The following is a 24,070-nucleotide window of genomic DNA, read 5'->3' on the forward strand; positions in this document are numbered from 1 at the left end:
ATGAACCAAGACCTGATCCCAAGTTCTCTGTCGGACCTTTACGATGACATGGTCGCGGCCTTTTCCTCTCAGTTTGAAAACTTTGCCGAACTGATCGTCACACCGGGCTGGCGGCAATACCAGCTTGTGATCATCCTGTTTCTTTGGGGTCTTGCCTTTGTTCTCAAGCTGTTGACCCAAGGTCGATGGGAGTCATGGGCGCGGTCTCGCACCGGGTGGCCGAAATGGAGGCTGCGTGTTCTCGTCCAGTTGATGCAGCGCCTGACGCTGGTCTATTTCGTGGTTCTGTCTTGGGCGTTGTACCTTGTGATGCAGCAGATCACATGGCCTTCGCGCAGCTATATCATAGGCGTGATCGCAACGCTGGCTGCTGCGTGGCTGGCGATTGCGTTGGTGGCCCGATTGGTGCGCAACCGAACGCTGCGACGAATCTTCAAATGGGCGATGTGGATCTACGCGACGCTTGTGGCCCTGAACCTGACCGACGACGTGGCCGGGTTTCTGGACGGCGTGGCGATCTCGATCGGTGATCTGCACATCTCGGCACTGGGGATTATCAAGGCGGTTCTGCTGATCGGCATTCTTCTGACACTGGCGCGTGTCGGGACCCGCGCGGCCGAACGCGGTTTGATGAGGAATGATGACATCACCCCGTCGATGCAGGTGCTGCTGGCGAAGGGCATTCAGGTGCTTCTATACGGCGCGGTCTTTCTGGCCGCGATCCGCACGCTGGGATTTGACCTGACCGGTATCGCGCTGTTGTCCGGGGCCATTGGTGTGGGGATCGGGTTCGGGCTGCAAAAGGTCGTGTCGAACCTGATCTCGGGGATCATCATCCTGATGGACCGCTCGATCAAGCCGGGCGACGTGATCTCTTTGGGCGATACGTTCGGTTGGATCAACGCGCTGGGCGCGCGCTATGTTTCGGTGGTGACGCGGGACGGGCGGGAATACCTGATCCCGAACGAGGACCTGATCACCAATCAGGTGGTGAACTGGTCGCATTCCGACAAATTCGTGCGGCTGGATCTGGAGTTTGGCACAAGTTACGAAGACGACCCCCACAAGGTGCGCGCGACGTCAATCAGCGCGGTAAAATCCGTGTCACGGGTGCTGAGCGGCGGGTCTCATGAGCCTGTTTGTCATATCACGGGGTTCGGAGACAGCAGTGTCGACTATGTCCTGCGCTTCTGGATCAGCGACCCAACAAAGGGGCTGACTAATATTCGGGGGAACGTCTATCTGGCGCTATGGGATGCGTTCCAGTCGGAAGGTATCTCGATCCCATTCCCGCAGCGCGAAGTGCGCCTGCTGTCAGACGCAGACTCGCAACAGATCGCCGAAGAGTGAACGGACGTTGCGGACCTTTCGCGCCCGTTCATTGAAATGTTGCAATCCGCTTGTTACCTTAATAGTACCCCGGCGCCGGGGATTTGCGGCGCGCAGCAAAGGAGGACTATGTCCTGTCTCTACATACCCAGGCGGGTTTGCCCGCCGATGACGGGGCCAGCGTGATGGCCCACTCTCAGTCAATCAGCGACAAGCTGCTTGAGCGTATCCTTTCCTCACTTTCCGATGACAAGGCCGAAGACGTCGTGCAGATCAACCTGCAGGGCAAATCCTCGGTTGCGGATCACATGGTGATTGCCTCGGGTCGGTCGACCCGTCAGGTCTCGGCCATGGCGGAAAAGCTGACGGATCGGATCAAGCAGGAATTCGGTTTCACCTCGAAGGTTGAAGGTAAGGATACCGGCGACTGGGTGTTGATCGATACGGGCGACGTGATCGTCCATATCTTCCGCCCCGAAGTACGTGAATTCTATCAGCTGGAAAAGATGTGGCTGCCTGCGGGTGGCAGCGCCTCGGCGAACTGAGGCGCTATCCCGGCCTGTATTGAAAGGCCGGAGGCGAGAGAAATATGCGGATCAGCATAGTTGCGGTCGGGCGATTGCGCGCCGGACCCGAAAAGACACTGCTTGACGATTACCTGACCAGATTTGACCGGACCGGCCGGAGCTTGGGCCTTGGCCCCGCGCGGGTGATCGAGGTTGAGGACAAGAAAAACGCGGGCATGGGGGCCGAAGCCGCGCTGTTGCGCAAAGCGCTGCCCAAAGGTGCGGTGATCTGCACGCTGGACGAGCGCGGGCGGATGATGTCCTCGCCTGATTTTGCGAAAAAGCTGGGCGGCTGGCGCGATGCCGGGCGGCAGGATCTGGCGCTGATCATCGGCGGGGCGGACGGAATAGACCCTAACCTAAGGGCTGAGGCCGATTTTTCGATCTCGTTCGGGGCGATGGTCTGGCCTCATATGATGGTCCGTGTGATGTTGGCGGAACAGCTCTACCGGGCCGCAACCATCCTGTCGGGCGGTCCCTATCACCGGGTCTGACATGGCGCAGCTTTTGATCGTTTACCATTCACGCACCGGTGGGTCCCGGCAAATGGCCGAGGCTGCGGCTGAAGCCGCGCGCAACGAGGCAGACGTGGTTCTGAAAGCCGCTGATCAGGCAGGCCCGGATGATTTGCTGAACGCGGATGGCTATGTTTTCTGCGCGCCCGAGAATCTGGCCGCAATTTCCGGCGTGATGAAGGATTTCTTTGACCGCAGCTATTACCCGGTTCTGGGCCGGATTGAGGGTCGGCCCTATGCGCAAATGATCTGCGCCGGGTCCGATGGCGAAAACGCCGCCCGCCAAACCGCCCGCATCGCAACCGGCTGGCGGTTGAAAGAGGTGCAGCCGCCTTTGATCATTTGCACCCACGCGCAGACCCCCGAGGCGATACTTGCCGAGAAGACCATCCCCGCCGACCAGCTCGAAACCTGCCGTGAGTTAGGTTTGGCCATGGCTGCCGGGTTGCAGATGGGCGTCTTCTGACCTTAATTCAGGTCAACCACAAAAGTCTTTTCCGCCCAGCCATCCACGTTGGTTCGGGCCTGCACCTGCACTTGTGCCGTTCCTTTGGGAATCGCCACACCGCTGAGCGATCGTGTGAAGGGCTGCTCGTTCTCGTGCGGGTGATGCAGCACGCGCATCCCCAGTTCGGCCCCATTCATATCCAGCACCCGCCAGCCATCGGCATAATCGTCCCAACCCGTTTCGGGATGCGAGACGGTGACGTCGAATCGCCATGTATCGCCGCTTTGTCTGGCAGTAACGTTTTCAATCACCGGATCATCGGCAAGGGCCGGGGTTGCGAGCAGGGCGGTCAGAACAAGATATCTCATGTTGTGAAGCTACCCTATTGTGAGGGGCCACATGATCACGATCCGGTGTTGAGAAGTACTGTCCGTGAATGCGACGCAAACTCTCTGCGGTAGAGCATGGCCAGTGTAATCAGCGTGCCCGCGATCAATGCATAGGGTCCCAATATCCACGCCACGGACGCCAAGGCGAAATAGGTGGATCGCAGACCTCGGTTGAAGCTGCGCGCGGCGGTGACGCAAATCTCGGCGGCTTGGGCGGCACGGGGGTAGGCCGCAGGATCGGCTGGTTCATTCGGCACGGCGGCCATCAGCACCGCGCAATAGCCAAACAGCCGATGCGCCCAGACATATTTCAGAAACGCATTTGCCAGAAACAGCAGGATGGTCAGGATCTTGATTTCCCACACCAGTGCAGGGGCTGTCCCCAACGCAAGATCCTGAGCAAGCCCGGCCAGGCGTTCGGTGTTTCCCAACAGGGCCAGCCCGCCCCCAATCGCAATCATCGTGGTCGAGGCAAAGAAAGTACTGCCTTGCCGCATCGTGCCCACCACCTGCGCGTCGAACATACGGGGTTGGCGGGTCACCATTTCCTTCATCCATTCGCGGCGATAGTCGTCCATGATCATGCTGACAGACGGCTTTTGCGGCGAAGGATTCTCGATCCGCCATCCGATCAAAGGCCACGCGCCGATTAGCAGCGCGATGCCGATGAAATCCAGCGGTGAAAACAACAATGACTGATCAATCCAAGACATAAGCGCGACACTAAGTCGTGACGTCACAACTTGCCAGATCGGAAAATTGGTAATATTATTTTACCAAACGGAGGGTCAGCCATGGAAATGCCAACACCAAACCCTGATATTCTGCGGCGCAAGGATGTGGTCCTGCGGCGTCTGCTGCAAGTTCTCCCCGAAGACGCCGTGATCCACGAACCGGCTGAGACGCGGGCCTATGAATGTGATGCGCTGACGGCCTATCGCTGCCCTCCGATGCTTGCCGTGTTGCCGTCCACGACTGCTGAGGTCTCGGATGTGCTGCGCATCTGCAACGAAGAAGGCGTTCCGGTCGTTCCGCGTGGCTCGGGGACATCTCTGGCCGGTGGCGCGCTACCAACGGCCGATAGTGTCATTCTGGGTATCGCGCGGATGAATGATGTGTTGGAGGTCGACTATGACAACCGTTTCATCCGCGTTCAGACCGGCCGTACCAACCTGAGCGTGACCGGAGCCGTGGAAGAATACGATTTCTTTTACGCCCCCGACCCTTCGTCGCAACTGGCCTGCGCCATCGCCGGGAATATCGGCATGAATTCCGGCGGCGCACATTGTATGAAATATGGCGTGACCACGAACAACCTGCTGGGCGTCAAGATGGTGATGATGGATGGCAGCGTGGTCGAAATCGGCGGCGCACATCTGGACGCGGGCGGGCTGGACCTGCTGGGCGTGGTCTGCGGCTCGGAAGGGCAGTTGGGTGTCGTGACCGAGGCCACCCTGCGCATCCTGCGCAAGCCCGAAGGCGCGCGGCCTGTGCTGATGGGGTTCGACGACAATGAGGTGGCCGGGCAATGTGTCTCGGACATCATCAAATCGGGTATTTTGCCGGTGGCAATCGAGTTCATGGATACGCTGTGCATCAAGGCGTGTGAGAATTTCGCCCATGCCGGCTATCCCGATTGCCACGCCTTGCTGATTGTCGAGGTCGAGGGGTCCGAGGCTGAAATCGACTATCAACTGTCGAAGATCATCGAGATTGCCAAACGTCACAACCCGGTCGAATTGCGCGAAAGCCAATCGGCTGAAGAAAGCGCCAAAATCTGGCTGGGACGGAAATCGGCTTTCGGGGCGATGGGCCAGATGAACGACTACATGTGTCTGGATGGCACGATCCCCGTCTCCTCTCTGCCAGAAGTGCTGCGCCGGATCGGAGAGTTGAGCGAGGATTACGGATTGCCGGTAGGCAACGTGTTCCACGCAGGTGATGGGAATATGCATCCACTGATCCTGTTTGATGCGAACAAGCCCGGTGACCTTGAGAAATGCGAGGCGTTTGGGGCCGATATCCTCAAACTGTGCGTGGACGTGGGGGGATGCCTGACGGGTGAGCATGGCGTGGGGATCGAAAAACGGGATCTGATGTCGCACCAATACGCGCCGCAGGACCTTGAGGCGCAGATGGCCGTAAAGGATGTGTTCGATCCCAATTGGCTGCTGAACCCGGCCAAAGTGTTCCCGCTGGATGTGTCCGAAGTCCGCAGGATCGCCGCTGAGTAGGGGGCGCTGCCCCCATCGCGGCAAGCCGCGATTCCCCCGAAGTATTTTTGAACAGAAGAAGTGTCATGAGACCTGAAACAGAGACCGAACTGGCCGAAATCGTGGCCGGATTGCAAGGGCCCGTGCGAATTGCCGGTGGTGGAACCCGAGGGATCGGTGGGCCGGATGATCTTATTGAAACCGGCGGATTGAGCGGGATTACCCTGTATGAGCCGGGCGCGTTGACGATCGTGGCGCAGGCCGGAACCCCGGTGGCCGAGATCGAGGCCGCGCTGGACGCCGAAGGTCAGCAATTGGCGTTTGAACCGATGGATCATCGCGGTTTGCTGGGGACCAATGGCACTCCGACAATTGGCGGTGTCGTGGCTGCCAATATCTCGGGACCGCGCCGGATTCAGGCGGGGGCGTGCCGCGATTTCCTGCTGGGCGTTCGTTATGTCGATGGTCGTGGTCAGATCGTAAAGAATGGCGGGCGTGTGATGAAAAACGTGACCGGGTATGACCTGGTCAAGTTGATGAGCGGTGCCTGGGGAACGCTGGGTGTGCTGACCGAAGTATCGCTGAAAGTGCTGCCCAAGCCTGAGGCGACGGCAACCCTGCAAATCCCGGTAGCGGATGCAGGGGCGGCAATTCGGGTGCTCTCGGCTGCTTTGAAATCCCCGTACGAGGTGAGCGGTGCGGCCTATGATCCGCAAACAGGTCGTGCGCTGCTGAGGATTGAAGGTTTCGCGGATTCGGTGGCCTACAGGGTCGAACAGTTGAAATCCACGCTGGCCAGCTTTGGCGCGCCTTCCGAGGTTGAGGGATCGGCTGACTTGTGGCGCGGCATTCGGGATGCTGCAGCGTTTCATGACAAGGATGGCGATGTGTGGCGTATTTCAGTCAAACCGACGGACGCGCCAGAGGTATCCGCGCGTCTGGATGCAAGCCAGACCCTGTTCGATTGGGGCGGCGGGTTGATCTGGGCGCTTGTCCCCGCAGGCACCGATCTGCGCGCGCGGCTTGGTGTGTTCAACGGTCACGCGACGCTTGTCCGGGCGGAGCGGGAAACTGCGGCGACACTGGGCCGGTTCCAACCCGAAACTGCTGGGGTTAAGGCTCTGACAAAGGGGTTGCGGCAAAAATTTGATCCGCGTGGTTTGTTCAACCCGGGACTGATGGGATAGAAATATGCAGACGACGTTTTCCGAAGAACAACTGCAGGATCCGGGCATCAAGCGCTCGAACGAAATCCTGCGCAATTGCGTGCACTGCGGGTTCTGCACGGCGACCTGTCCCACCTATCAGGTGTTGGGGGACGAGCTGGACAGCCCGCGCGGACGCATCTACCTGATCAAGGACATGCTGGAGAATGAGCGTGTTCCCGATGAGAAGACCGTCAAGCATATCGACCGCTGCCTGTCTTGTCTGGCGTGCATGACAACCTGTCCTTCGGGCGTGCACTACATGCATCTGGTCGATCACGCTCGCGAATATATCGAACAGAACTACAAACGGCCCTTTTCGGATCGCGCATTGCGGTGGGTTTTGGCGCAAATCCTGCCCTATCCGATGCGGTTTCGCTGGGCGCTGATCGGTGCGAAACTCGGCCGACCGTTCAAATTCCTGATGCCCGACGCGCGGCTGCGGGCAATGCTGGATATGGCACCGAAGCACATCCCACCGGTTAGCCGCAACGATGATCCCCAAAGCTTTGCGTCAAAAGGCGAGCGCAAGAAGCGCGTCGCGTTGATGACGGGGTGCGCACAGAGGGCTCTCAATACGGATATCAACGATGCCACCATCCGCCTGCTGACGCGCATGGGCTGCGAAGTTGTCGTGGCCGAGGGTGCCGGGTGCTGCGGTGCCCTGACCCATCACATGGGCAAATCAGACGACAGTCACAAGGCCGCCGCCGCGAATATCCGCGCCTGGACAGCCGAGATGGACAAGGACGGGCTGGATGCGATTGTTATCAACACCTCTGGCTGCGGCACGACCGTCAAGGACTATGGCCACATGTTCCGAAATGATGCGCTGGCCGAAGATGCGGCGCGGGTATCCTCTATCGCAATGGATATCAGCGAGCTGTTGGTGCAGCTTGACCTGCCGGAAGGCGCAGATAAGGACATGACCGTCGCCTACCATGCAGCGTGTTCTCTGCAGCATGGCCAAAAGATCAAGACGCACCCCAAAGACTTGCTGAAACGAGCGGGCTTCACCGTGGTCGAGCCTGCGGACAGCCATCTGTGCTGTGGCAGCGCGGGCACCTATAACTTGATGCAGCCCGAGATTTCTGGAAAACTCAAACAGCGCAAGGTCAGGACTCTTGAGGCGAAGAACCCTGATGTTATCGCCGCTGGCAACATTGGTTGTATGATGCAGATCGGTTCGGGCACCGACGTTCCGATCATGCACACGGTGGAATTGCTGGATTGGGCAACCGGAGGTCCCATGCCCAGAGCGATGCTGCAGGATCGCAGACCAGATCGCGAGGTTCCGATCCTCAGATAAGGTTTGATGCAGCGACGCATCAGTTCGGCATTGATATGACCGGCCAAGTCAGCGCCCTATTTTCGCCTCACCCGGTGCGTAGGAAGATGCGTCGATAGCAACGCCGGAGAACCGCTTGCGAAACTGGATCAAGGCTCTAGTGCTGGCATGTTTGCCGATGACGGCCAACGCACAGGATTCCAGGCTGAAAAGCCTGGATACCACGGATGCGGGGCGCGCTTGGATGGCTGTGGGTCGTCTGGATATCGGCGGTGCGGGCTTTTGCACGGGTACTCTGATCTCTCCGACGTTGGTTTTGACGGCGGCCCATTGCCTGTTCGACAAGGTCACGGGCCAACGCGTGGAACTGGCTCAGGTCGAGTTTTTGGCGGCGTGGCGACTGGGGCGTGCGTCCGCTTACCGCGCCGCACGCAGAGCCGTGATTCATCCTGACTACCAGTACGGCGAAGAAGCATCTGCCGCGCGCATCGGTAGTGATATTGCGCTAATCGAACTGTGGCAGCCGATCCGAAACACGACCGTCATTCCTTTTGAAACAGGCAACCGCCCCGCAAAAGGCGAGGAGGTGGGCGTGGTATCTTATGCTCAGGATCGGGCCGAGGCTCCGTCCTTGCAAGAGGTCTGTTCGGTCATGACCCGCAGGTCCGACGTACTGGTCATGTCGTGCGACGTGGAATTCGGATCGTCCGGCGCGCCCGTGTTTTCGTTTAGTGGTGACAGGCCGCGTATAGTTTCCGTTGTTGCAGCAAAAGCTGAGTTCAATGGGCAGCGCGTCGCCGTAGGAACCGCAGTTGAAAAGTCCCTTTCGTTATTGCAGGCCGAACTGTCGGCGGGTCGCGGTTTTACCGCTTCGACGGAACAGAATGGATCAGGAAACAACGTGGGCGCTCGGTTCATCAAGCCATGATCCGCTTTCTTCTTCCCGCCCTTTGTTTGTTTGCATTGTCCGCTGCGGCGGCTGCGCAAAGCGGTAAGCGCACCTTGACGGATCGGGATGATCTTTACGGATGGGAGGCCGTTGGCCGACTGGACATCGGGCAGGACGGATTCTGCACAGGAACGCTGATTTCTCAGGACCTTGTACTGACAGCCGCGCATTGTGCCCTGAACCGGGCGAATGGTGCGCCATACGAACCCGGAAAGGTGACATTCCGTGCGGGGTTGAGCGACGGACAAGCATTGGCCGAGCGAAAGGTTGTTCAGATTGCCGTTCACCCCAACTATGCCAAACATCCCCATCTTTCGGCCGAGGCCACACGCGCGGACGTTGCGCTTATGCGTCTGGATCGGCCGATTCCCTACTCGGTCGCAGATCCGTTCGCGTTGCATAGCGGTCGGGTCGCAGGCAGCGAGGTTAGTATCGCCTCGTATGGGCGCGGTCGGTCCGAGGCAATAACGCGAGAGCGATCTTGCCGTATCCTCGATCGTCGGCAAGGGCTGATTACTTTCAATTGCGACGTCACATTCGGCTCGTCCGGGTCGGCTTTGCTGGCCCGAAACGGTCCCCGCTGGCAGATTTTGTCGGTCGTGTCCGCTGTAGGGACGGATGGTCGGCAAAAAGTTGGATTTGGCATGGAACTGTCTGGAATCGTGTCGGAATTGAAGTCTGCATTGCGGCGCGATGCCCCGCAACCCAAGGCAGCGATACGACGGTTGCCGGTTGGGTCCGGCAAGTCCAGCTCGGGTGCGAAATTCATCAGCCCCGGCGGGGGTTGAACTCGGTCAAATCTCTACCCATGTGAACTGTATCGGGTCGCCAAAAACGGGGCCTGATAAATCATCGCCCGTCCGGTTGGAGGGCACAATTCGATCATCGCTCTGACATGAGGATACGACACATGCGTACATTTGACTTTGCACCGCTGCACCGCGCCACCATTGGTTTCGACCAGATCGCCGACATGATGGATCGCGTTCTGACGAACGACGTGGCTCAGCCCAGCTACCCGCCTTACAATATTGAAAAAACCGATGCCGACACCTATCGCATCTCGGTCGCTGTTGCCGGTTTTTCCGAAAATGACCTGTCGGTCGAAGTAAAAGAGAACTCGCTGGTCGTCGCAGGCAAGAAAGCTGCCGAGGACAAGGACCGTTCTTTCTTGCACCGCGGCATCGCCACCCGCGCGTTCGAGCGTCGTTTTGCTCTGGCCGACCACGTCCGCGTGACCGGCGCCAGCCACGAAAACGGTATGCTGAACATCGACCTCAAGCGCGAAGTTCCTGAAGCACTCAAGCCCCGCCGGATCGAGATTTCGTCTGGTAAAGCGATTGAGAAAGATGTGGTCGACGCCAAGGCCGTGAACTGAGGCCGTCTGATCACATAGCGATAGTCCCGCCTCTCTGGATTGTCGCAGACTGCACGCCCCGCGTTCCTCCAGACGCGGGGCGTTGTTTCTTTGGATAGCACTGAAGGTCTGTTTCACGGGCAAGTCGGATTGAGGTTATGACAGTCCATCGCCCATTTCAGCGAAAGTCCCGTTGAAAAATCCAAAGCCAAGTTTGTGCGTGAATTCCATAGGATTTCGGCACGGCTACAGCGCGCCGCGTCATTCTTGGATGCCCAAGTTGACGACTTCCTATCGCGTTTCAGCTACAACTTTGTCAGCGCCAAATTTTCTTGCGGGTGATTATCCGTTGGCGAAGGTCGGCCCTCGGTGAACGCTACTCATCTTCATTGGAAGTTCACCCGCCGCTTCTTCCCTGATGGCATCAATCTTCGCCTGCGCGGAATCTGCTGCCGCTTCATCCGCGTATTTTGTGACAACAAGAAAGCTCAAATCCCCGGTTCTCACCATGTCGACGCTTTGGGCCCCTAACGCCATGACCATCGGAACGTATTTGTCTCGCGCGAGCGCTTCCATCTCGGCGGTCCAGTCAGTCGCAGACCAATGCGATACAGAAAAATAGGCCATTTCAACTCCCCCCTACTACTTTTCCTAAGAATGCTTAGGAGTATCACAATGACACAAGTCTGGCCTTTACCATAGGGCAATTCGAGTTGGAGCTCTCTGAACTGGCAAGGGCCTAGCTTCTAGCCTCAACCTCGACCAGATCAGTCAACGAGGCCACCGCCGGAACGGTGGCCCATTCAGTTCAGACCGACAGGCAGACGTATTTCATCTCAAGATAATCTTCCATCCCGTGATGGCTGCCTTCGCGCCCAAGACCGGATTGCTTGACGCCACCAAAGGGACCCAGCTCGGTCGAGATGATGCCGGTGTTCACGCCGACAATGCCATATTCCAGCGCCTCGGCCACTTTGTAAACGCGGCTCAGGTCCTTGGCATAGAAATACGAGGCCAGACCAAAGATCGTGTCATTGGCCATAGCGATCACGTCATCCTCGTCCTCGAACTTGAACAGCGGGGCCAGCGGGCCGAAGGTTTCATCCTGAGCAACCAGCATGTCCTGTGTCACACCGGTCACGATGGTTGGCTGGAAGAAGGTTCCGCCCAGATCATGCGGAAGGCCGCCGGTCAGGATCGCACCGCCCTTGTCGGTGACGTCCTGAATATGTTCCCGCACCTTGGCGACCGCGTCATCGTTGATGAGCGGCCCGGTCGTGGTGCCCTCCGTCAGACCATCGCCCACGTTCAGCGCTTCAACTGCGGCTTTCAGTTTGGCGGCAAATTCGTCATAGACACCCGCCTGCACATAGATGCGGTTGGCGCAGACGCAGGTCTGGCCATTGTTGCGGAATTTGCACAGCATCGCGCCTTCGACCGCTGCATCCAGATCGGCATCGTCGAACACGATGAACGGCGCGTTGCCGCCCAGCTCCATCGAGCATTTCATCACCTGATCCGCAGCCTGCCGCAGAAGAATGCGCCCCACTTCGGTCGAGCCGGTAAAGGTCAGTTTGCGCACGCCGGGGTTTTCGCAGAATTCCTTGCCAATCTCGCTGGCCCGCGATGAGGGAACGACACTGAACACACCTGCCGGAATGCCCGCCTGTTCCGCCAAAGCCGCCAGAACCAGCGCCGACAAAGGCGTTTCCGCCGCCGGACGCGCAACAAAGGAACAACCTGCAGCCAAGGCTGGCCCAGCCTTGCGGGTGATCATTGCGTTGGGGAAGTTCCAAGGCGTGATCGAGGCCGCCACGCCGATGGGCTGTTTCAGCACCATGATCCGCTTGTCGCGCTGATGGCCCGGAATCGTCTCGCCGTAGACCCGTTTGGCTTCTTCACCAAAAAACTCGATGAAGGATGCGCCATACCCGATCTCTCCAACGGCTTCGGCCAGCGGCTTGCCTTGCTCGGCGGTTAGAATCCGGCCAAGGTCTTCCGCGTTTTCCATCATCAGGTCATACCAGCGCCGCAGGATCACTGCGCGTTCCTTGCCCGTCAGCTTGGCCCATTCCTTTTGCGCTGTTTCCGCTTGCGCGATCGCGCCTGCAACTTGTGCGCGGCTGACATCTGCGACTTCGGCAACAACATCGCCACGTGCTGGATTCAATACGGCAAAGGATCCATTGTCGCCCTCTACCCATTGGCCACCGATGTAAGCCTTTGTGACCAGCAGGTCGGGGTTCTTGAGGATGGATTTCAGGTCAGTTGTTGCATCCAGCATGGGTCAGCCTCCGGGGCGGATATGATTTATGCGCACCCAATCAGGTGACGTCGAATATGTCTATGTCCACAGTGGTGCTCGGATCAATCCAGATTTGATCAAAAAAACCGCAAATGGGCCGTATTGGATCGCTCCTATCTTTTTGGGGCCGAGTTTGCCAAAGTTCCGGGGAATTTTGGGCGCAAGGGGATGTAAATAGTTATAACATTCCCTATCTTATTGGGTAATTGAACAAAAAAGGGGATAGTGCAGATGTCGAACCATCAATTTGACGCCTTGATCGAAGAGACGCAGGCGAAAGTGCGCGAGAGTCAGTCGCAGATTGAGGGGCTGACTTCGCGGATTGACGCGGCACGGGCCAAGATCGGCACCGCCGAGGCCGATATCGACATCGAAAACGCCACTTTGGAGGATGTGCACGCTCATACCGAGGTGATGAACGCCAATATCGCCGAACTGATCATGGGTCTGGACGATGTTACCAACGCGTTTTCCAAGGATTTCGACGAAATGCGCTCGAAAACCGGGTGGGAGAGCTTTGTCGGTATCTTCGCCAAAGGTAAATCCGAATCCATGCGGCAGGAACGGATGCGCACCGCCAATATCGACGACAAGCTGCAGGATTTGATCGCCAAATCGGACGTGATTGTGAAACTGCTGGAAGGCCAGTTGTCCGTGCTGGAAGAACAGCGTGTGAAAGTCGAAGACAACCTGACCGGCACGCTGGATGATCGAGAGGCGACCGTGGCAGAGTTAGAGGCGCTGCGTGTTGAAATTCAGGGCATGGACCCGACGATCATCACGCTGGAGAACAAGATCAGCGTCGAACAGGACGCCGCCGTGCGCACGCAGTTGGAAACCGAACTGGCCGAGTTGAACAAGCAATACAACGCCAAGGTTCAGGAAGAACAGGTCAAGCTGGCCAAGTCCCAGACGCTGGAGCGCTATATTGAAAAGGGTAAGACCTGGGTCGATTCACTGCAAAACCAGGCGGCGACGCAAATGGTGCTGATCAACAAGTTGCAGACAGACACGCAACAGCGCGTGGTGCTGTATGACGCCCTGACCAAATCGCTGAAAACCGCGCAGCAGCAGGACGTGGCCCACCGCATCAACGAGATCGGCGTTCAGACCGACCAAGAGGCGCAAACCGCCATGGCCGCCATCGGCACCGCGACCAATCAGAAAATGGCCGATATGCTTGAGGCGCATGAGGACCACATGGTCTTTGCCCGCGACGTGTTGGAGAAGAAGGCCAAGGCGGATGAACGCTTTGCCCGGCGCTTTGCCTCGATCGTTGAGAAGCATGATAAGAATTTGTATGGGGGTTAAGTGCAAAGGGAAGGCGGAAACAAACTCTTTTGGATCGGCTTTACACTGGTGGTCTGGCCGTTTGCGACAATGTTCCTTCTGTGGCTTTTTGCCAGCACTGAAATTGGAAAGGACATATCGCTTTTATGGGGTTACCTCACTTGGTTGTTAGGAACTGCAAGCGTTCCAATTGGACTGTTGTTGATTGTCTGGTTTCTATCCAAAAAGTTGATTGCCGCAGCTATGGTTTGGCGCTCAGGTATCGCAGATGACTAACCCCACCCAAGACCATGTCGGCCTGACCGACACCTTCGCCTCACGTCGCTATTTCCGCAAGTTTGAGGTGATCACCGTCCACCTGTTGCGCGTGGCCGCGACGTTGGAGGCCGAGGGCGCGATCAGCAAGCAAGAGGTGCGGATCGTGTCGCGTTACCTTTCAGGGCTGCTCTACACCTTCCGCGCGCTTTCCATGAAATACCTGCTGGTCGGGCGCGATACGGGGCGGTTTTTTGGCAGCCTTGCCATGGACAAGCGCGACAGCGGGTTTCCGGTGGCGGCCGAGCTTCTGACCATGGCCAATGACGCGCAGCAGGCGCAGGTGCATCTGGCGAATATGCCCTCGGAAGACGAGCTGAAAACCGACATGGTGCGGACGATCATTGGCGACCGGGACATCCCCACCAAGCTGCAATTCGCGCTGTCGCAAAGGCTCTACTACGAGGAATTGCTGAAGGGCCAGCTTTTCTGGGCCCGCAATGACCCCGAATGCCACTGGGTCGGGAACGAGGGTGATCGGCGCAAATTCCTGCTCCACTGGGCGGTTTATGACAGCCAGATCAACCTGCCAGTGATCTACCTGATGCAGTTGGAGGACAGCGGTCGGACGGCCTTGCCCAAAGACCAACGCCGCTGGCCCGAGGTACAGGCGCATCTGATGGCGCAGTCCTTGGGCGGGTTGAAACTGGTGACAATCGCCAAGGGGTTTGATCAGGATTTTGACGATCTGCACCCCAAACACCTGCGCCGCATCCATGTGGGGCCGATGTATTCCTCGGCTTATACCGAGCAATCCGGCCCCCTGCGGCAGGTGCTGGAAGACGCGCAAGCACCCGAGGGTCAGGATTGGGCCTTGGCCTGGACCACCGAAGAGTTGGAAAGCGAAGAGGTCATCGAAGAACGGGCCGGGTGGTTCTCGACCGTCGAGCGCGAGGTGTTCGCTCTGGACCCGTTTGGCGGGCAGGGGGCCGAGACCGGAGCCACGCAAACGCAGCGCTCGATCATCCTGCCTCAGCGCCCGTTTCAGGTGCTGGCCGAGCGCAACCCGCCGGGTTTCGCTGACGTGCGCAAATTCGTGGTCAGCAAGGCGGGGCAAGTGTTGCGCTATTAGATTTTATGCCTCCGGCGGAAGTATTTTTGAACAGAAGAAGCAAGGGCGGTTTTTGAGATGAGTTTGACGTCAGATCAGATGGAATTGCGCGAGGCGGATATTCGCAAGCACTATCCGGCTGCGACCGCTTTGCTGAACGGGTTTGAACATGCGCCGCGTATTGCGAAGGCGGTCGAGGTGGCCGTGGAGCGATCTCCGGGCGTTTCGACGGGGCGGCGTTTCCGGTCGACGACTCCGGGGTTGGTGACGCGTCGCACCGTGCGTTTAGACGGTGTGCATCTGGTGGACCGGATCGAGGCCTCGGATGAGGGTGACATGCTGGTCTCGCCGCCGCAGGCGACCACGCAACAGGCGATACGACGCGCCATCGCCATCGCTTTGGCCGTGGCCGAGGCGTATGCCGAGCAGACCTCTCTGGCCGATCTGAAGCGCGCCAACCTCGCGGGCGACTTGCCGGCCGCGCGTAAGACTGAATTCTCGGAACTGCTGACGGCTGAGGCGCTGATCACATCCCACACGTTCGGCAATGCCTTGGCCTATCTGATGTCCTCTCATCTGGGCGAGACCACCGTCGATATTGGCGAGATCGAAGAAGTTCTGACCGACAATGGCCAGCTTGCCCTGCATGGCGCGCTGTGGGAACTGGACCAGACCCTTGCCAAACACGCGCCCGATGACACTCACCTGATTGCGGCCACCAGCGCTTATGCCGAGCAGTTGATGGAAAAAGCAGCGCTGCGCGCGCAGTCTGCGGGTCATCTGGCCCCGTTCCAGAACGCAGCCTGGCATATCGAGGCCGATGACCTGACCATCCGGGGATTCGAACCGGCCTCCAAAGCTAAGTCCACCACGCTCACCATGACGTTCAAAAAGCCGAATGAGGTGGTGGGCAACCATATCGCCAAGTATCAGGCCATGAAGCTGGCCAAGATGCTGATGGCCTATGACTTCGACCGTCGCTTGAACCCCTTCGCGGAACTCGGTGGGTTCATCTTTACCTTCATGGGCGACGGCAAACCGGGCACCGGAAAAACCACTCTGATCCAGATGATGGCCGGGCTGATCAACGAGTATTGCCAGAACGCGGGCTACCCGTTCCGCTATCAGAACCTGAGCACCGACAATATCGACAGTTATCAGGGCAAGTCCGGCCAGAATGCCAAGGCGTTTATCAATACGATCATCGACCCCTCGGTCATCGGGTTCGGTACCATCGACGATATCGACCAACTGGCGGGCAAACGGGGCGACCGGCAGTCCAGCGCGGGCCAACTGGAAATCACCGCCGTGCTGATGGAGAGCTTTGCGGGCGCCAACACCGTCGTGCGCGGGAACTGCACCTTTGGCATGTTCTCGAACTACCCCGAGAATGTGGACGATGCCTTGCGTCAGAGGGCGGGGGCGCGGTTCTTGGTGGACGGGCCGCAAACGCGCGATGACTATATCGACATCCTGCACCTGTTGATGGGCCGCAACCACGACATACCCTTGGGCGAACACGACGCCTATGCCGCGCAGGAAATCAAAAAGGCCGTCGCCGCCAGTTTTGAAAGTCATTCCCGCCCGCATGAGGACGCCTTGATGCAGGTCTATGACCGGGTCTCGGGCGAGATCGGCCACATGGACACCATCGCCAAGCTGGGCACCTACCTCAAGGCGATCCAACAGGCGGATGAACGCTTCACCGGCCGCGCGATCAAGAACATCACCGACGCGGTCAAGGTCCGCGCGATGGATTTTGAACTGCCCGACGAATGGATGGAGAACCCCGACCTGTTCCTGTTCCGCGACTACGACATCAAGAAGGCAATGATCGAAGACCTGCGCCAGCCGATCACGGTGGACATGGTGATGCAGGAGATCAACCGCTACGCCGACAGCGAGTTCCGCTATGCCGACAAGAGCGATGAGGTCGCGATTGAGAACGCCGTGCGTGAGATGGGCCGGATGGAAGAGGCCAAGCGGCGGTATTTGGAGGGGAAGGGGTGACTTACTTTACTAAAGTGAAGACCATGATGCTCGGCCTGCTAATTGCGACGCCCGGCAGCGCAGAAGTTGACTATAACGCAATCGGCAAAATAGCTTTTTCTCAATGGAGATGTGCAGCGTATGCGGCTTTGACTGAGGACTACCAACAACAAGGTCTCGAGCTTTTCGATACAGGCTATGAGAAACTTGTCGTGCTCGTTAAGGCGTGGCGAGCCGGTAAACTAAACGAAGACAATACAAATGAAGTCCCAGTAGGAATTGCATGGAATTTAGTTGTAGGCCCCACTGCGGATTTCTCGATTGGCTATATGTGGGCTCAATTTCTGGAAGAAGCTGAGGGGAAGACTTGGGACGAAGATATTAAGGGTAGCTACGACGAATTGAAGACGTTGCAAGCTGTTAAGGCAGGTAGCGCATTTCGGGAAATGAATTGTGAGCTTATACTTGATTAAAGTTGGTGTTTCAGCGGCGCAGCCGCGCCGCGCCCGACCCGCCCCCCAGGGCGGGCGCGTTCCACATCCACCCTCGGGCCGGGCGCATCGCTACCGTTGCGCTGGAAGGCAATTGTCATGATCCGCCTCATCGAAAAAGGCCTGATGTTTGGCAACCTCGTCCACATCTCCAGCCCGGCTCTGGTCGAGCGGTATAACCGCGCGTTGCAGCATCTGGCGGGTAAGACCACGGCGTTGACGGATTTCCACGTGGATATCTCGGGCTTTTCGCCAGAGGTCGGGCAGGAGTTGGACGACCCGCTCTACCTCAACCCCAACGGGGTCAACCGGCAGTTCATCCTGCTGACGACCGAGCAGAAACGTGCGCCTCTGCTGAACGTCAAATTCTCGACCTCGCGCGATATCCTGCGCGAGTTTATCGAGATGAACGAGGCGCAGTTGTTCGCCCTGACCGCCACGGATGCAGTGGCCGGTGAGTTGGTGAATTCGGTCCTCAAACTCACCACGCCGCGCGACCTGCTGACCCTGCGCAAGATCGAGATCGAGGTCGACACGGTCGGCGGCACCCTGCGCAAGGCCGAGCAGCTGGCGGGCATGGTCGAGCAGTTCAAAACCGAAGAAGACGCCTGGTTTGACGATGTGCTGATCGCGAAGATGATCGAAACGGCCCGGGATACGGGCGATGTCACTCGCAACCCGGTGCGTCTGCGCCACACGGCCTTTGATCAGCCGAATTTCTGGACCGCGCATTTTGGTGGTCTCTACCTGTTTCCCGATCTGGACCATCCTGCGGCGATCAGCATGGACAACCCCTCGGTCGATTTGCCGATGGACTATGTGTTCCATGCGGATCAGCGCAACCAGATCGCGAAATTCCTGAACTACAACGATCTGGTCGAGACCATCATCGAGGCGCGCGGTGTGGATTCCGCCGCGATCCTGCAACAAAAGATGGATTTCCTGACCATCGCTGCGGCCGCGGATGCTGGTGTTGACCTGACCGGGTTGGATCGGCGTGACATGCGGCGATTGGCCCGAAACCACGCCGACCGATTGCCCGAAGTCTATCACGGCCTCGCGCAATTGCTGCGCTGGGCGACCGAAGGCGGGCCGTGGCCGCGCATCACCTCGGATCATCCGGCCTATTTCTATACCCTGCGCGCGGCGAACACGCCCAACCGGGACCTTGTGAATATGCTGCTGGCTGAGCTTGCCCCGCTGGATCCGCGCCAGATGTTCATCTGCCACAAAGAGCTGTTCTACCGGACCTATTCGACATGGCCGGAAAGCAAGAAAGCCTTTGTTGCCGACTTCCTCGCGCGCGAGTATCAGGTGGACAAAGCTGGTGCGCGGGCCGCCCTGTTCGGGCATGAGCCGGACATGAGCGGCGAGGACCGGGTCAGCGATCAGATCATCGCGCGTGTCGGTCCCTGGGGCGCTGTTGGGAGAAGTTAAATGTTTGTCGCACTCCGGTTTTTGATCCCGCTTCTGATCGTTCTGACGGTCCTCTATGTCGGCGTGTCGATCTATTCCCGCTGGGTGCGTCGCGGTAAACTGATCGCGCATTGGGACAAGAAAGGTCTGACCGGCGATCGGGATGCCTTTGTTCAGCGCGGGCTGCAGAAATACGACGCTTCGTTCCGCCGCAAACTGATCCTTGGGATCTATATCGTGCCGCTGGGCGTGATCGCGATCCTGATTTACGTTACGAACTTCATGTGAGGGTTTCGCTTATGCGTTACATCAAATGGGCCATCATCATTCTGTTCTGGGGAACGCTGGCCTCGGTTTTGAATTACACCCTGCCGCAGCACGATGTGGTCAGAATCTCGGATACCTACGAGAAACGGATCGATCCGGGCGAAAACAGCATCTTCTGGTCCGTTCAGGATGTCGGAAGTGATCCGACCACGCCAAACCGCGACGTGTTCTTTATCCAGACGCGCAAAACCAACGGTAAGGTCATGGTCTACCGCAACGAAGACACCGGGTGGGGCTGGCCGCCGTATTTCAAGCTGAACTCGTCCAACCTGCAGGCCGAGGCCGCAGACCTGAAATCAACACCCGAAAACCCTCGGTGGGTTGTGGTGCGCCACTATGGATGGCGGAGCGAGTTCCTGTCGATCTTCCCGAATGCTGTCAAAATCTGGCAGGTCGAAGACCCTGAGGTTCGGATCATCCCGTGGTTCAACATCATCTTCCTGACCGTCTTCTTCGCACTGCTCTGGGCCATCTGGGTTCGCTGGCGCAGATTTCGCGAAGCCCGCGTCGACCCCATGATCGAAAATGTCGAGGATGGGCTGTACGCTGCGGGCGATGCGATCGAGGAGAAGACCAGCGGTTTCAAGAGATGGCTGAATAGCTGGAAATCGAAATAGGGATCGTTGGGGCACTCTGACCTCGGTCGTGTCTGATTGACTTATCGGACGACGAATTCGGCGTGCAGGGCACCTGCGGCCTTGATCGTTTTTAGTATGTCGATCATGTCGCGTGGCGAGACCCCAAGAGCGTTCAGCCCTGCCACGACCTCGGACAGGGTGGTGGCTTCGGGTATCTCTGCTAAGCCGGTGCCTTCCTCCTCTTCGATGCCGGCGATGGTCCGGGGGACCACCACGGTTTCGCCGCGTGCAAATGGGTTGGGTTGAATGGCGATCGGTGCTTCTTCGACAGTGAGTGTCAGGTTTCCTTGCGAGACCGCGACCCGGGAAATCCTAACCTCTTGCCCCATAACGATCGTGCCCGAACGCTGATCGACCACAACCCGGGCCTTGGCCTCGGGTTGCACCAGAATGTTTTCGATCCGACCCAGCGCATGTGCCGTGGTGATCGACTGCGTGGCGGCGATGTTCAGTTCGACTGTCCCGGAATCGCGCATGATGGCGACGGGTCGGTTGAATTCCCTGTTGATTGCCGCTTCGATCCGCCCCGCCGTTGTGAAGTCAGGCTCCCGCAGGGCCAGACGCATCTGCGTCAGGGACGAAAGCTCAAAGTCAATTTCGCGCTCAACCCGTGCACCCGATGGTATGACGCCCGAAGTTGGAACACCCCGGACAACGGATGCGGCTTCGCCTTCCGCCACAGCGCCCCCGGCCAGAACCGTCCCTTGGGCAACGGCGTAAATCTGACCGTCAGCGGCGTTCAGAGGCGTCATGACCAGAGTTCCCCCCAACAGGCTTTTGGAATCGCCAATCGCTGAAACGGTGACGTCGATCTGGCCGCCAACTCGGGCAAAGGCGGGCAGGCTGGCGGTCACCAAGACGGCGGCCACGTTCTTGGGGCGAAAATCCTCGCCCGTGACGTTCACGCCAAGGCGTTCAAGAATATTCGACATAATCTCTTCGGTGAAGGGAGAATTCCTAAGCCCGTCACCGGTTCCATTCAGGCCCACAACCAGCCCATACCCGACCAGATCGTTGCCGCGGACGCCGTCGAAATCCACCAGATCCTTGAGGCGGATCGCGCCCGCGAATGACATGCCGGGCAGAAGGATCAATAGAAAAACAAGTATCTTCATCTCAGGAAATTCACCAGCGACAGGTTCGCGTTGCGAACGGTTACGGAATACAGGCTCTCGAGTTGAAACTGGACGGTCTGCAACTGCGCCGCTGTCTGGTACGGGTCCGCCGCAATCAGCTCATTGCGGCTGAATTCCAACGAGGTACGCGCAGCGCTGTTGCGCGTGGACGCCTGCTCAACCCGCGCCTGCGTCGCACCGATCTGGCCGCGCAGATTGACCGTTTCATTCTGGGTATTGGCAAGGTCGACCCCTAGTTGCGTGAACAGCGCCGTGCGTTGCGCGCGAGGCAGGGCCAGTGCTGTGTCTGATACAACCGCCGCGACCGAAATATCGCGCAAGGCTGCTTTGATCGTCGGATCAATCGCTGTGATCGGGACGGTGATGTTTTCGTTCTCGGAAATCTGCATGGGGGCGAGCGTGTTGGCGGACCCCTGATAAATGACCGCGTCGAACCCGGCAGGATCGTTGAACCAGTCTTCAGCCGCTTGGCGTATATCCGTGACCGTCGTCAGCCCGGCCAGTTCCGTCTGTAACGCAGACATCAGCGCGTCTGCTGACAGCAGCGGAGAAACGTCTGTCGCTGTCCCGGAAAACAGGCTGCGCCCTCCCGCCCGGGTGTTCAGCGCGGAAATGATCGTATCCAGCTCGTTCCTGGCTTGAACGGATGCGTTTTCGTGCGTCACCGCCTGATTGGAAGTGCCAAAAGACAAAAGCGCGCCAGTGATTTCACCCACGGATTCATCAATTGTTGTCAGGCTTTGTTGCATCGCGTCCGTGAACAGACCAGCCTCGGCAGTTGAAATCCGAAACGCATCGAGTCGTGCCAGATTGCGATCCAAATCCAGAAGGTGCGAGTAATCACCGTCGAGCCGCCCAGACACATCCTGAACCTTGCCGCTAGACATTTCGTAAGACAGGGTTTCGATCTGGCTTTTGATATCCGTCGCGCGGGATTTGAGTGTCAGGCCCCGGGCAAGATCACCGATAGACGTCAAGTTCATCGTCACAACCTCAATAGAGTGTCCATGAGTTCATCCACGACCGAGATCAGTCGCGCGTTCGCGGCATAGACCTGTTCGATCTGCATAAGGCGTTGCAGTTCCTGATCGGTGTCCACGCCCTGTTCCGCTTCGATCTTTGTCATCTCCAACAGGTTGCTATTGGCAAAAACAAGGCGCTGATTGGCGGTATGCGCATCCGCGCCGGTCTTGGACAGAAGCGCCTCGGTCAGGTCCGCTGCGCGCATGTTGCCGCTGCCGAAGATCGAACCCGGTACCCGCGATGGCAGCCTGAAACGCTCTGCCGAGGGCTTGATCGTCACTTCGGACGGGTTTTCCGTGGCCCCGGAAATCACCATCCCCGACGACGCAAGATCAATCTCGATTAATGCGTCCGGTGAAGTCTATGCCTATTTCGACGATGCGGTCGAAGGGCAGTTGCTGGGTGAGTTCACGCTGGCGAGCTTCTCGAACGCCAAGGGTCTCGAAGCCATCGGCGGCAATCTGTTCAGGGAAACTGAAGCCTCGGGCGCGCCTGTTGTCGGATCTCCCGGAGAAGTCGGGCTGGGGGCTTTGCGGCAAGGTTATCTGGAAGACAGTTCCGTCGATGCCGTGCGCGAAGTCACCGAGTTGATCGAGGCCCAGCGTGGATACGAAATGAACGCCAAGGTCATCTCTGCTGTTGATCAGATGATGGGCGCAACCACTCAGGTGCGGTGATGAGGCTTTTGATAGCGGTGCTAGGTCTGTTTTCTCCGGTCGCGGCAATGGCAGACATCGTGGTTCCGGCTCGCACCATTCGGGCCAAGCAGATCATTCAGGTGGCTGACCTTGTTCGCAAAGATCAGCAAGTCCCCGGTGCAGTGACCAGCGTGGACGCCCTTATCGGGCAAGAGGCAAGGGTCGCGCTTTATCCCGGACGCCCCATCCAGGAGGGCGATGTCGGGCCCGCCGCAATCGTCGACCGCAATGATCTGGTGGTGCTCGTCTTTGATCGCCGCCCTCTTTCAATCAAGGCCGAGGGCCGCGCATTGGGTCGCGGCGGGGTTGGTGACCGCATCCGGGTCATGAACCTGTCCTCGCGCTCGACCGTTACTGGCCTCATCCGGGCTGATGGGCAAATCGAGGTGAAATGATGATACGGGTCTCCAGATATTTGTTTTGTTCCATGCTTGTTTTGTCGGCTTGTGGCCGCGTTGATCATTTGGGCAAACCGCCCAGTTTCACTCCAAACGAAGACTCGCCGGAACATGTAGCGATGTTGTGGCCCGGCCTGCCGCTGCACACGCAGCCGCACCGCGCGGTTGACCAGTCGTCGCTGTGGAGCGGCGGGCAGCACTCGCTTTTGGGGGATCAGCGAGCGATCAAAAAGGGAGATATCCTGACCGTCGTGATCGAGTTGGACGAACAAGCTGAAATTTCCAATGATACGAACCGGTCGCGAACAGCCTCTGAGAGCCTTGAGGTTCCCGGTCTTTTTGGCCTGCCTCAACGTGCCGCCGATCATCTGCCGGAGGGTGCGTCACTTGACGAAGCTGTCTCGATTGACTCGGCCTCATCCAGCAAGGGCAAGGGGTCGGTCAAGCGCAAGGAAAAGCTGACTCTGCGCGTTGCGGCGACTGTAATTGATGTGCTGCCCAACGGGGTGCTTTCGATCTCGGGTTCACAGGAGTTGCGCGTCAATTTCGAGCTGCGAGAGCTGTTGGTCGCGGGGTATGTGCGTCCGCAGGACATTTCACGCCAGAACGAGATTACCTACGACAAGATTGCCTCGGCGCGGGTGTCGTATGGCGGCCGCGGCCAGATCACCGATGTACAGCAGCCCCGCTATGGGCAGCAGGTTCTGGATTCACTGTTACCGTTTTGAGGCTTT

General features: G+C 58.3%; 27 protein-coding genes and 1 pseudogene. 20 read left to right on the forward strand and 8 right to left on the reverse strand.

The genetic code is table 11. The features are described 5' to 3' along the window. From ACR0B7_RS14570 to ACR0B7_RS14585, 4 genes are all read left to right on the forward strand, one after another. The gene (locus ACR0B7_RS14570) at positions 1-1,350 is read left to right on the forward strand and encodes a mechanosensitive ion channel domain-containing protein (RefSeq protein ID WP_170486145.1); all 1,350 of its coding nucleotides are present in this window, start codon (positions 1-3) and stop codon (positions 1,348-1,350) included. Positions 1,351-1,514: 164 nt separating this feature from the next. Continuing rightward, the gene (gene rsfS / locus ACR0B7_RS14575; protein ID WP_170388678.1) at positions 1,515-1,874 is read left to right on the forward strand and encodes a ribosome silencing factor; all 360 of its coding nucleotides are present in this window, start codon (positions 1,515-1,517) and stop codon (positions 1,872-1,874) included. Positions 1,875-1,918: 44 nt separating this feature from the next. Next, complete coding sequence (rlmH, locus tag ACR0B7_RS14580; protein WP_170571175.1) at positions 1,919-2,389, forward strand: 23S rRNA (pseudouridine(1915)-N(3))-methyltransferase RlmH; 471 nt, start codon at positions 1,919-1,921, stop codon at positions 2,387-2,389. 1 nt (position 2,390) lies between these two features. Beyond that, positions 2,391-2,876, forward strand: a complete 486-nt coding sequence (locus ACR0B7_RS14585) for an NAD(P)H-dependent oxidoreductase (protein ID WP_170486143.1) — start codon at positions 2,391-2,393, stop codon at positions 2,874-2,876. Positions 2,877-2,878: 2 nt separating this feature from the next. Here ACR0B7_RS14585 and ACR0B7_RS14590 read toward each other — a convergent pair whose 3' ends face one another. Continuing rightward, positions 2,879-3,226, reverse strand: a complete 348-nt coding sequence (locus tag ACR0B7_RS14590; protein WP_170486142.1) for a hypothetical protein — start codon at positions 3,224-3,226, stop codon at positions 2,879-2,881. A gap of 35 nt (positions 3,227-3,261) precedes the next feature. Further along, the gene (locus ACR0B7_RS14595; protein WP_170486141.1) at positions 3,262-3,960 is read right to left on the reverse strand and encodes a DUF599 domain-containing protein; all 699 of its coding nucleotides are present in this window, start codon (positions 3,958-3,960) and stop codon (positions 3,262-3,264) included. An 81-nt stretch (positions 3,961-4,041) separates the two neighbouring features. On the opposite strand from ACR0B7_RS14595, the gene ACR0B7_RS14600 reads away from it, so the two are divergent. The 6 genes from ACR0B7_RS14600 to ACR0B7_RS14625 all read left to right on the forward strand — a co-directional run bounded on the left by ACR0B7_RS14600 (position 4,042) and on the right by ACR0B7_RS14625 (position 10,280). Then, positions 4,042-5,481, forward strand: a complete 1,440-nt coding sequence (locus ACR0B7_RS14600; protein ID WP_170486140.1) for an FAD-linked oxidase C-terminal domain-containing protein — start codon at positions 4,042-4,044, stop codon at positions 5,479-5,481. A 65-nt stretch (positions 5,482-5,546) separates the two neighbouring features. After that, on the forward strand, positions 5,547-6,647 hold the full coding sequence (locus ACR0B7_RS14605) for an FAD-binding protein (protein WP_170486139.1): 1,101 nt from the start codon (positions 5,547-5,549) through the stop codon (positions 6,645-6,647). Positions 6,648-6,651: 4 nt separating this feature from the next. Next, entirely contained in the window at positions 6,652-7,974 is a 1,323-nt protein-coding gene (glcF, locus tag ACR0B7_RS14610; protein WP_170486138.1) for a glycolate oxidase subunit GlcF, read from the forward strand. A 115-nt stretch (positions 7,975-8,089) separates the two neighbouring features. Beyond that, entirely contained in the window at positions 8,090-8,881 is a 792-nt protein-coding gene (locus ACR0B7_RS14615; RefSeq protein WP_480681812.1) for a trypsin-like serine peptidase, read from the forward strand. Further along, a complete protein-coding gene (locus ACR0B7_RS14620; protein ID WP_170486137.1) occupies positions 8,878-9,690 on the forward strand; it encodes a trypsin-like serine protease in 813 nt (270 codons plus the stop codon). The genes ACR0B7_RS14615 and ACR0B7_RS14620 overlap by 4 nt, the downstream gene beginning before the upstream one ends. A gap of 122 nt (positions 9,691-9,812) precedes the next feature. Further along, the gene (locus tag ACR0B7_RS14625) at positions 9,813-10,280 is read left to right on the forward strand and encodes an Hsp20 family protein (RefSeq protein WP_170416289.1); all 468 of its coding nucleotides are present in this window, start codon (positions 9,813-9,815) and stop codon (positions 10,278-10,280) included. A gap of 321 nt (positions 10,281-10,601) precedes the next feature. Here the strand turns inward: ACR0B7_RS14625 and ACR0B7_RS14630 are convergent, their stop codons facing one another. After that, on the reverse strand, positions 10,602-10,886 hold the full coding sequence (locus ACR0B7_RS14630) for a hypothetical protein (protein WP_170486136.1): 285 nt from the start codon (positions 10,884-10,886) through the stop codon (positions 10,602-10,604). A 181-nt stretch (positions 10,887-11,067) separates the two neighbouring features. Then, complete coding sequence (locus ACR0B7_RS14635; RefSeq protein ID WP_170486135.1) at positions 11,068-12,543, reverse strand: NAD-dependent succinate-semialdehyde dehydrogenase; 1,476 nt, start codon at positions 12,541-12,543, stop codon at positions 11,068-11,070. Between the two features lie 252 nt (positions 12,544-12,795). Between ACR0B7_RS14635 and ACR0B7_RS14640 the strand changes: the two genes are divergently transcribed. The 4 genes from ACR0B7_RS14640 to ACR0B7_RS14655 all read left to right on the forward strand — a co-directional run bounded on the left by ACR0B7_RS14640 (position 12,796) and on the right by ACR0B7_RS14655 (position 17,682). Beyond that, positions 12,796-13,875, forward strand: a complete 1,080-nt coding sequence (locus ACR0B7_RS14640; protein ID WP_170486134.1) for a coiled-coil domain-containing protein — start codon at positions 12,796-12,798, stop codon at positions 13,873-13,875. Between the two features lie 247 nt (positions 13,876-14,122). Then, positions 14,123-15,241: a hypothetical protein gene (locus ACR0B7_RS14645; RefSeq protein ID WP_170486133.1), complete on the forward strand. Its 1,119-nt coding sequence runs from the start codon at positions 14,123-14,125 to the stop codon at positions 15,239-15,241. Positions 15,242-15,298: 57 nt separating this feature from the next. Next, positions 15,299-17,230, forward strand: coding sequence for an ATP-binding protein (locus tag ACR0B7_RS14650; protein WP_170486132.1), 1,932 nt, complete (start codon positions 15,299-15,301; stop codon positions 17,228-17,230). Beyond that, positions 17,227-17,682, forward strand: coding sequence for a hypothetical protein (locus ACR0B7_RS14655; RefSeq protein ID WP_170486131.1), 456 nt, complete (start codon positions 17,227-17,229; stop codon positions 17,680-17,682). Before ACR0B7_RS14650 ends, ACR0B7_RS14655 begins: the two co-directional genes overlap by 4 nt. On the opposite strand, the gene ACR0B7_RS14660 is transcribed toward ACR0B7_RS14655, so the two are convergent. Continuing rightward, a complete protein-coding gene (locus tag ACR0B7_RS14660) occupies positions 17,679-17,801 on the reverse strand; it encodes a hypothetical protein (protein ID WP_480681817.1) in 123 nt (40 codons plus the stop codon). The genes ACR0B7_RS14655 and ACR0B7_RS14660 overlap by 4 nt on opposite strands. Here ACR0B7_RS14660 and ACR0B7_RS14665 point away from each other — a divergent pair. The 3 genes from ACR0B7_RS14665 to ACR0B7_RS14675 are packed head-to-tail and all read left to right on the forward strand — an operon-like array spanning position 17,800 to position 20,060. After that, complete coding sequence (locus ACR0B7_RS14665; RefSeq protein WP_170486130.1) at positions 17,800-19,137, forward strand: DUF6638 family protein; 1,338 nt, start codon at positions 17,800-17,802, stop codon at positions 19,135-19,137. The two genes, ACR0B7_RS14660 and ACR0B7_RS14665, sit on opposite strands and share 2 nt — an antisense overlap. Next, complete coding sequence (locus ACR0B7_RS14670) at positions 19,138-19,404, forward strand: hypothetical protein (protein ID WP_170388696.1); 267 nt, start codon at positions 19,138-19,140, stop codon at positions 19,402-19,404. A gap of 11 nt (positions 19,405-19,415) precedes the next feature. After that, the gene (locus ACR0B7_RS14675) at positions 19,416-20,060 is read left to right on the forward strand and encodes a DUF1523 family protein (RefSeq protein ID WP_170486129.1); all 645 of its coding nucleotides are present in this window, start codon (positions 19,416-19,418) and stop codon (positions 20,058-20,060) included. A 41-nt stretch (positions 20,061-20,101) separates the two neighbouring features. Here ACR0B7_RS14675 and ACR0B7_RS14680 read toward each other — a convergent pair whose 3' ends face one another. From ACR0B7_RS14680 to ACR0B7_RS14690, 3 genes are read right to left on the reverse strand one after another with little or no spacing between them, the layout of a single operon-like run. After that, positions 20,102-21,196, reverse strand: coding sequence for a flagellar basal body P-ring protein FlgI (locus tag ACR0B7_RS14680; protein WP_170486128.1), 1,095 nt, complete (start codon positions 21,194-21,196; stop codon positions 20,102-20,104). Continuing rightward, entirely contained in the window at positions 21,193-22,200 is a 1,008-nt protein-coding gene (locus ACR0B7_RS14685) for a flagellin (protein ID WP_170486127.1), read from the reverse strand. The genes ACR0B7_RS14680 and ACR0B7_RS14685 overlap by 4 nt, the downstream gene beginning before the upstream one ends. A gap of 2 nt (positions 22,201-22,202) precedes the next feature. Beyond that, positions 22,203-22,445, reverse strand: a complete 243-nt coding sequence (locus tag ACR0B7_RS14690; RefSeq protein ID WP_170571158.1) for a flagellar basal body rod C-terminal domain-containing protein — start codon at positions 22,443-22,445, stop codon at positions 22,203-22,205. Between the two features lie 28 nt (positions 22,446-22,473). Between ACR0B7_RS14690 and ACR0B7_RS14695 the strand changes: the two are divergent. From ACR0B7_RS14695 to flgH, 3 genes and pseudogenes are all read left to right on the forward strand, one after another. Next, positions 22,474-22,917, forward strand: a pseudogene (locus ACR0B7_RS14695) (flagellar hook-basal body protein); the annotation flags it as partial. Next, positions 22,917-23,333: a flagellar basal body P-ring formation chaperone FlgA gene (gene flgA, locus ACR0B7_RS14700; RefSeq protein ID WP_170486125.1), complete on the forward strand. Its 417-nt coding sequence runs from the start codon at positions 22,917-22,919 to the stop codon at positions 23,331-23,333. The pseudogene ACR0B7_RS14695 and the gene flgA, both read left to right, overlap by 1 nt. Before the next feature lie 32 nt (positions 23,334-23,365). Beyond that, entirely contained in the window at positions 23,366-24,064 is a 699-nt protein-coding gene (gene flgH, locus ACR0B7_RS14705) for a flagellar basal body L-ring protein FlgH (protein ID WP_480681818.1), read from the forward strand. The last annotated feature ends 6 nt before the right edge of the window (positions 24,065-24,070 follow it).

The organism is Ruegeria sp. BB6, assembly GCF_056539385.1.

Coding starts and splice junctions, on each gene's coding strand:
- rlmH (WP_170571175.1), top strand. CDS start 1,919: ATGCGGATCAGCATAGTTGCGGTCGGGCGATTGCGCGCCGGACCCGAA.
- ACR0B7_RS14690 (WP_170571158.1), bottom strand. CDS start 22,445: ATGCGCGCAGCGGACCTGACCGAGGCGCTTCTGTCCAAGACCGGCGCG.
- ACR0B7_RS14585 (WP_170486143.1), top strand. CDS start 2,391: ATGGCGCAGCTTTTGATCGTTTACCATTCACGCACCGGTGGGTCCCGG.
- ACR0B7_RS14665 (WP_170486130.1), top strand. CDS start 17,800: ATGATCCGCCTCATCGAAAAAGGCCTGATGTTTGGCAACCTCGTCCAC.
- ACR0B7_RS14650 (WP_170486132.1), top strand. CDS start 15,299: ATGAGTTTGACGTCAGATCAGATGGAATTGCGCGAGGCGGATATTCGC.
- ACR0B7_RS14625 (WP_170416289.1), top strand. CDS start 9,813: ATGCGTACATTTGACTTTGCACCGCTGCACCGCGCCACCATTGGTTTC.
- ACR0B7_RS14670 (WP_170388696.1), top strand. CDS start 19,138: ATGTTTGTCGCACTCCGGTTTTTGATCCCGCTTCTGATCGTTCTGACG.
- ACR0B7_RS14685 (WP_170486127.1), bottom strand. CDS start 22,200: ATGAACTTGACGTCTATCGGTGATCTTGCCCGGGGCCTGACACTCAAA.
- ACR0B7_RS14675 (WP_170486129.1), top strand. CDS start 19,416: ATGCGTTACATCAAATGGGCCATCATCATTCTGTTCTGGGGAACGCTG.
- glcF (WP_170486138.1), top strand. CDS start 6,652: ATGCAGACGACGTTTTCCGAAGAACAACTGCAGGATCCGGGCATCAAG.
- flgA (WP_170486125.1), top strand. CDS start 22,917: ATGAGGCTTTTGATAGCGGTGCTAGGTCTGTTTTCTCCGGTCGCGGCA.
- ACR0B7_RS14635 (WP_170486135.1), bottom strand. CDS start 12,543: ATGCTGGATGCAACAACTGACCTGAAATCCATCCTCAAGAACCCCGAC.
- flgH (WP_480681818.1), top strand. CDS start 23,366: ATGCTTGTTTTGTCGGCTTGTGGCCGCGTTGATCATTTGGGCAAACCG.
- ACR0B7_RS14680 (WP_170486128.1), bottom strand. CDS start 21,196: ATGAAGATACTTGTTTTTCTATTGATCCTTCTGCCCGGCATGTCATTC.
- ACR0B7_RS14590 (WP_170486142.1), bottom strand. CDS start 3,226: ATGAGATATCTTGTTCTGACCGCCCTGCTCGCAACCCCGGCCCTTGCC.
- ACR0B7_RS14595 (WP_170486141.1), bottom strand. CDS start 3,960: ATGTCTTGGATTGATCAGTCATTGTTGTTTTCACCGCTGGATTTCATC.
- ACR0B7_RS14640 (WP_170486134.1), top strand. CDS start 12,796: ATGTCGAACCATCAATTTGACGCCTTGATCGAAGAGACGCAGGCGAAA.
- ACR0B7_RS14630 (WP_170486136.1), bottom strand. CDS start 10,886: ATGGCCTATTTTTCTGTATCGCATTGGTCTGCGACTGACTGGACCGCC.
- ACR0B7_RS14620 (WP_170486137.1), top strand. CDS start 8,878: ATGATCCGCTTTCTTCTTCCCGCCCTTTGTTTGTTTGCATTGTCCGCT.
- ACR0B7_RS14570 (WP_170486145.1), top strand. CDS start 1: ATGAACCAAGACCTGATCCCAAGTTCTCTGTCGGACCTTTACGATGAC.
- ACR0B7_RS14600 (WP_170486140.1), top strand. CDS start 4,042: ATGGAAATGCCAACACCAAACCCTGATATTCTGCGGCGCAAGGATGTG.
- ACR0B7_RS14605 (WP_170486139.1), top strand. CDS start 5,547: ATGAGACCTGAAACAGAGACCGAACTGGCCGAAATCGTGGCCGGATTG.
- ACR0B7_RS14645 (WP_170486133.1), top strand. CDS start 14,123: ATGACTAACCCCACCCAAGACCATGTCGGCCTGACCGACACCTTCGCC.
- rsfS (WP_170388678.1), top strand. CDS start 1,515: ATGGCCCACTCTCAGTCAATCAGCGACAAGCTGCTTGAGCGTATCCTT.
- ACR0B7_RS14660 (WP_480681817.1), bottom strand. CDS start 17,801: ATGACAATTGCCTTCCAGCGCAACGGTAGCGATGCGCCCGGCCCGAGG.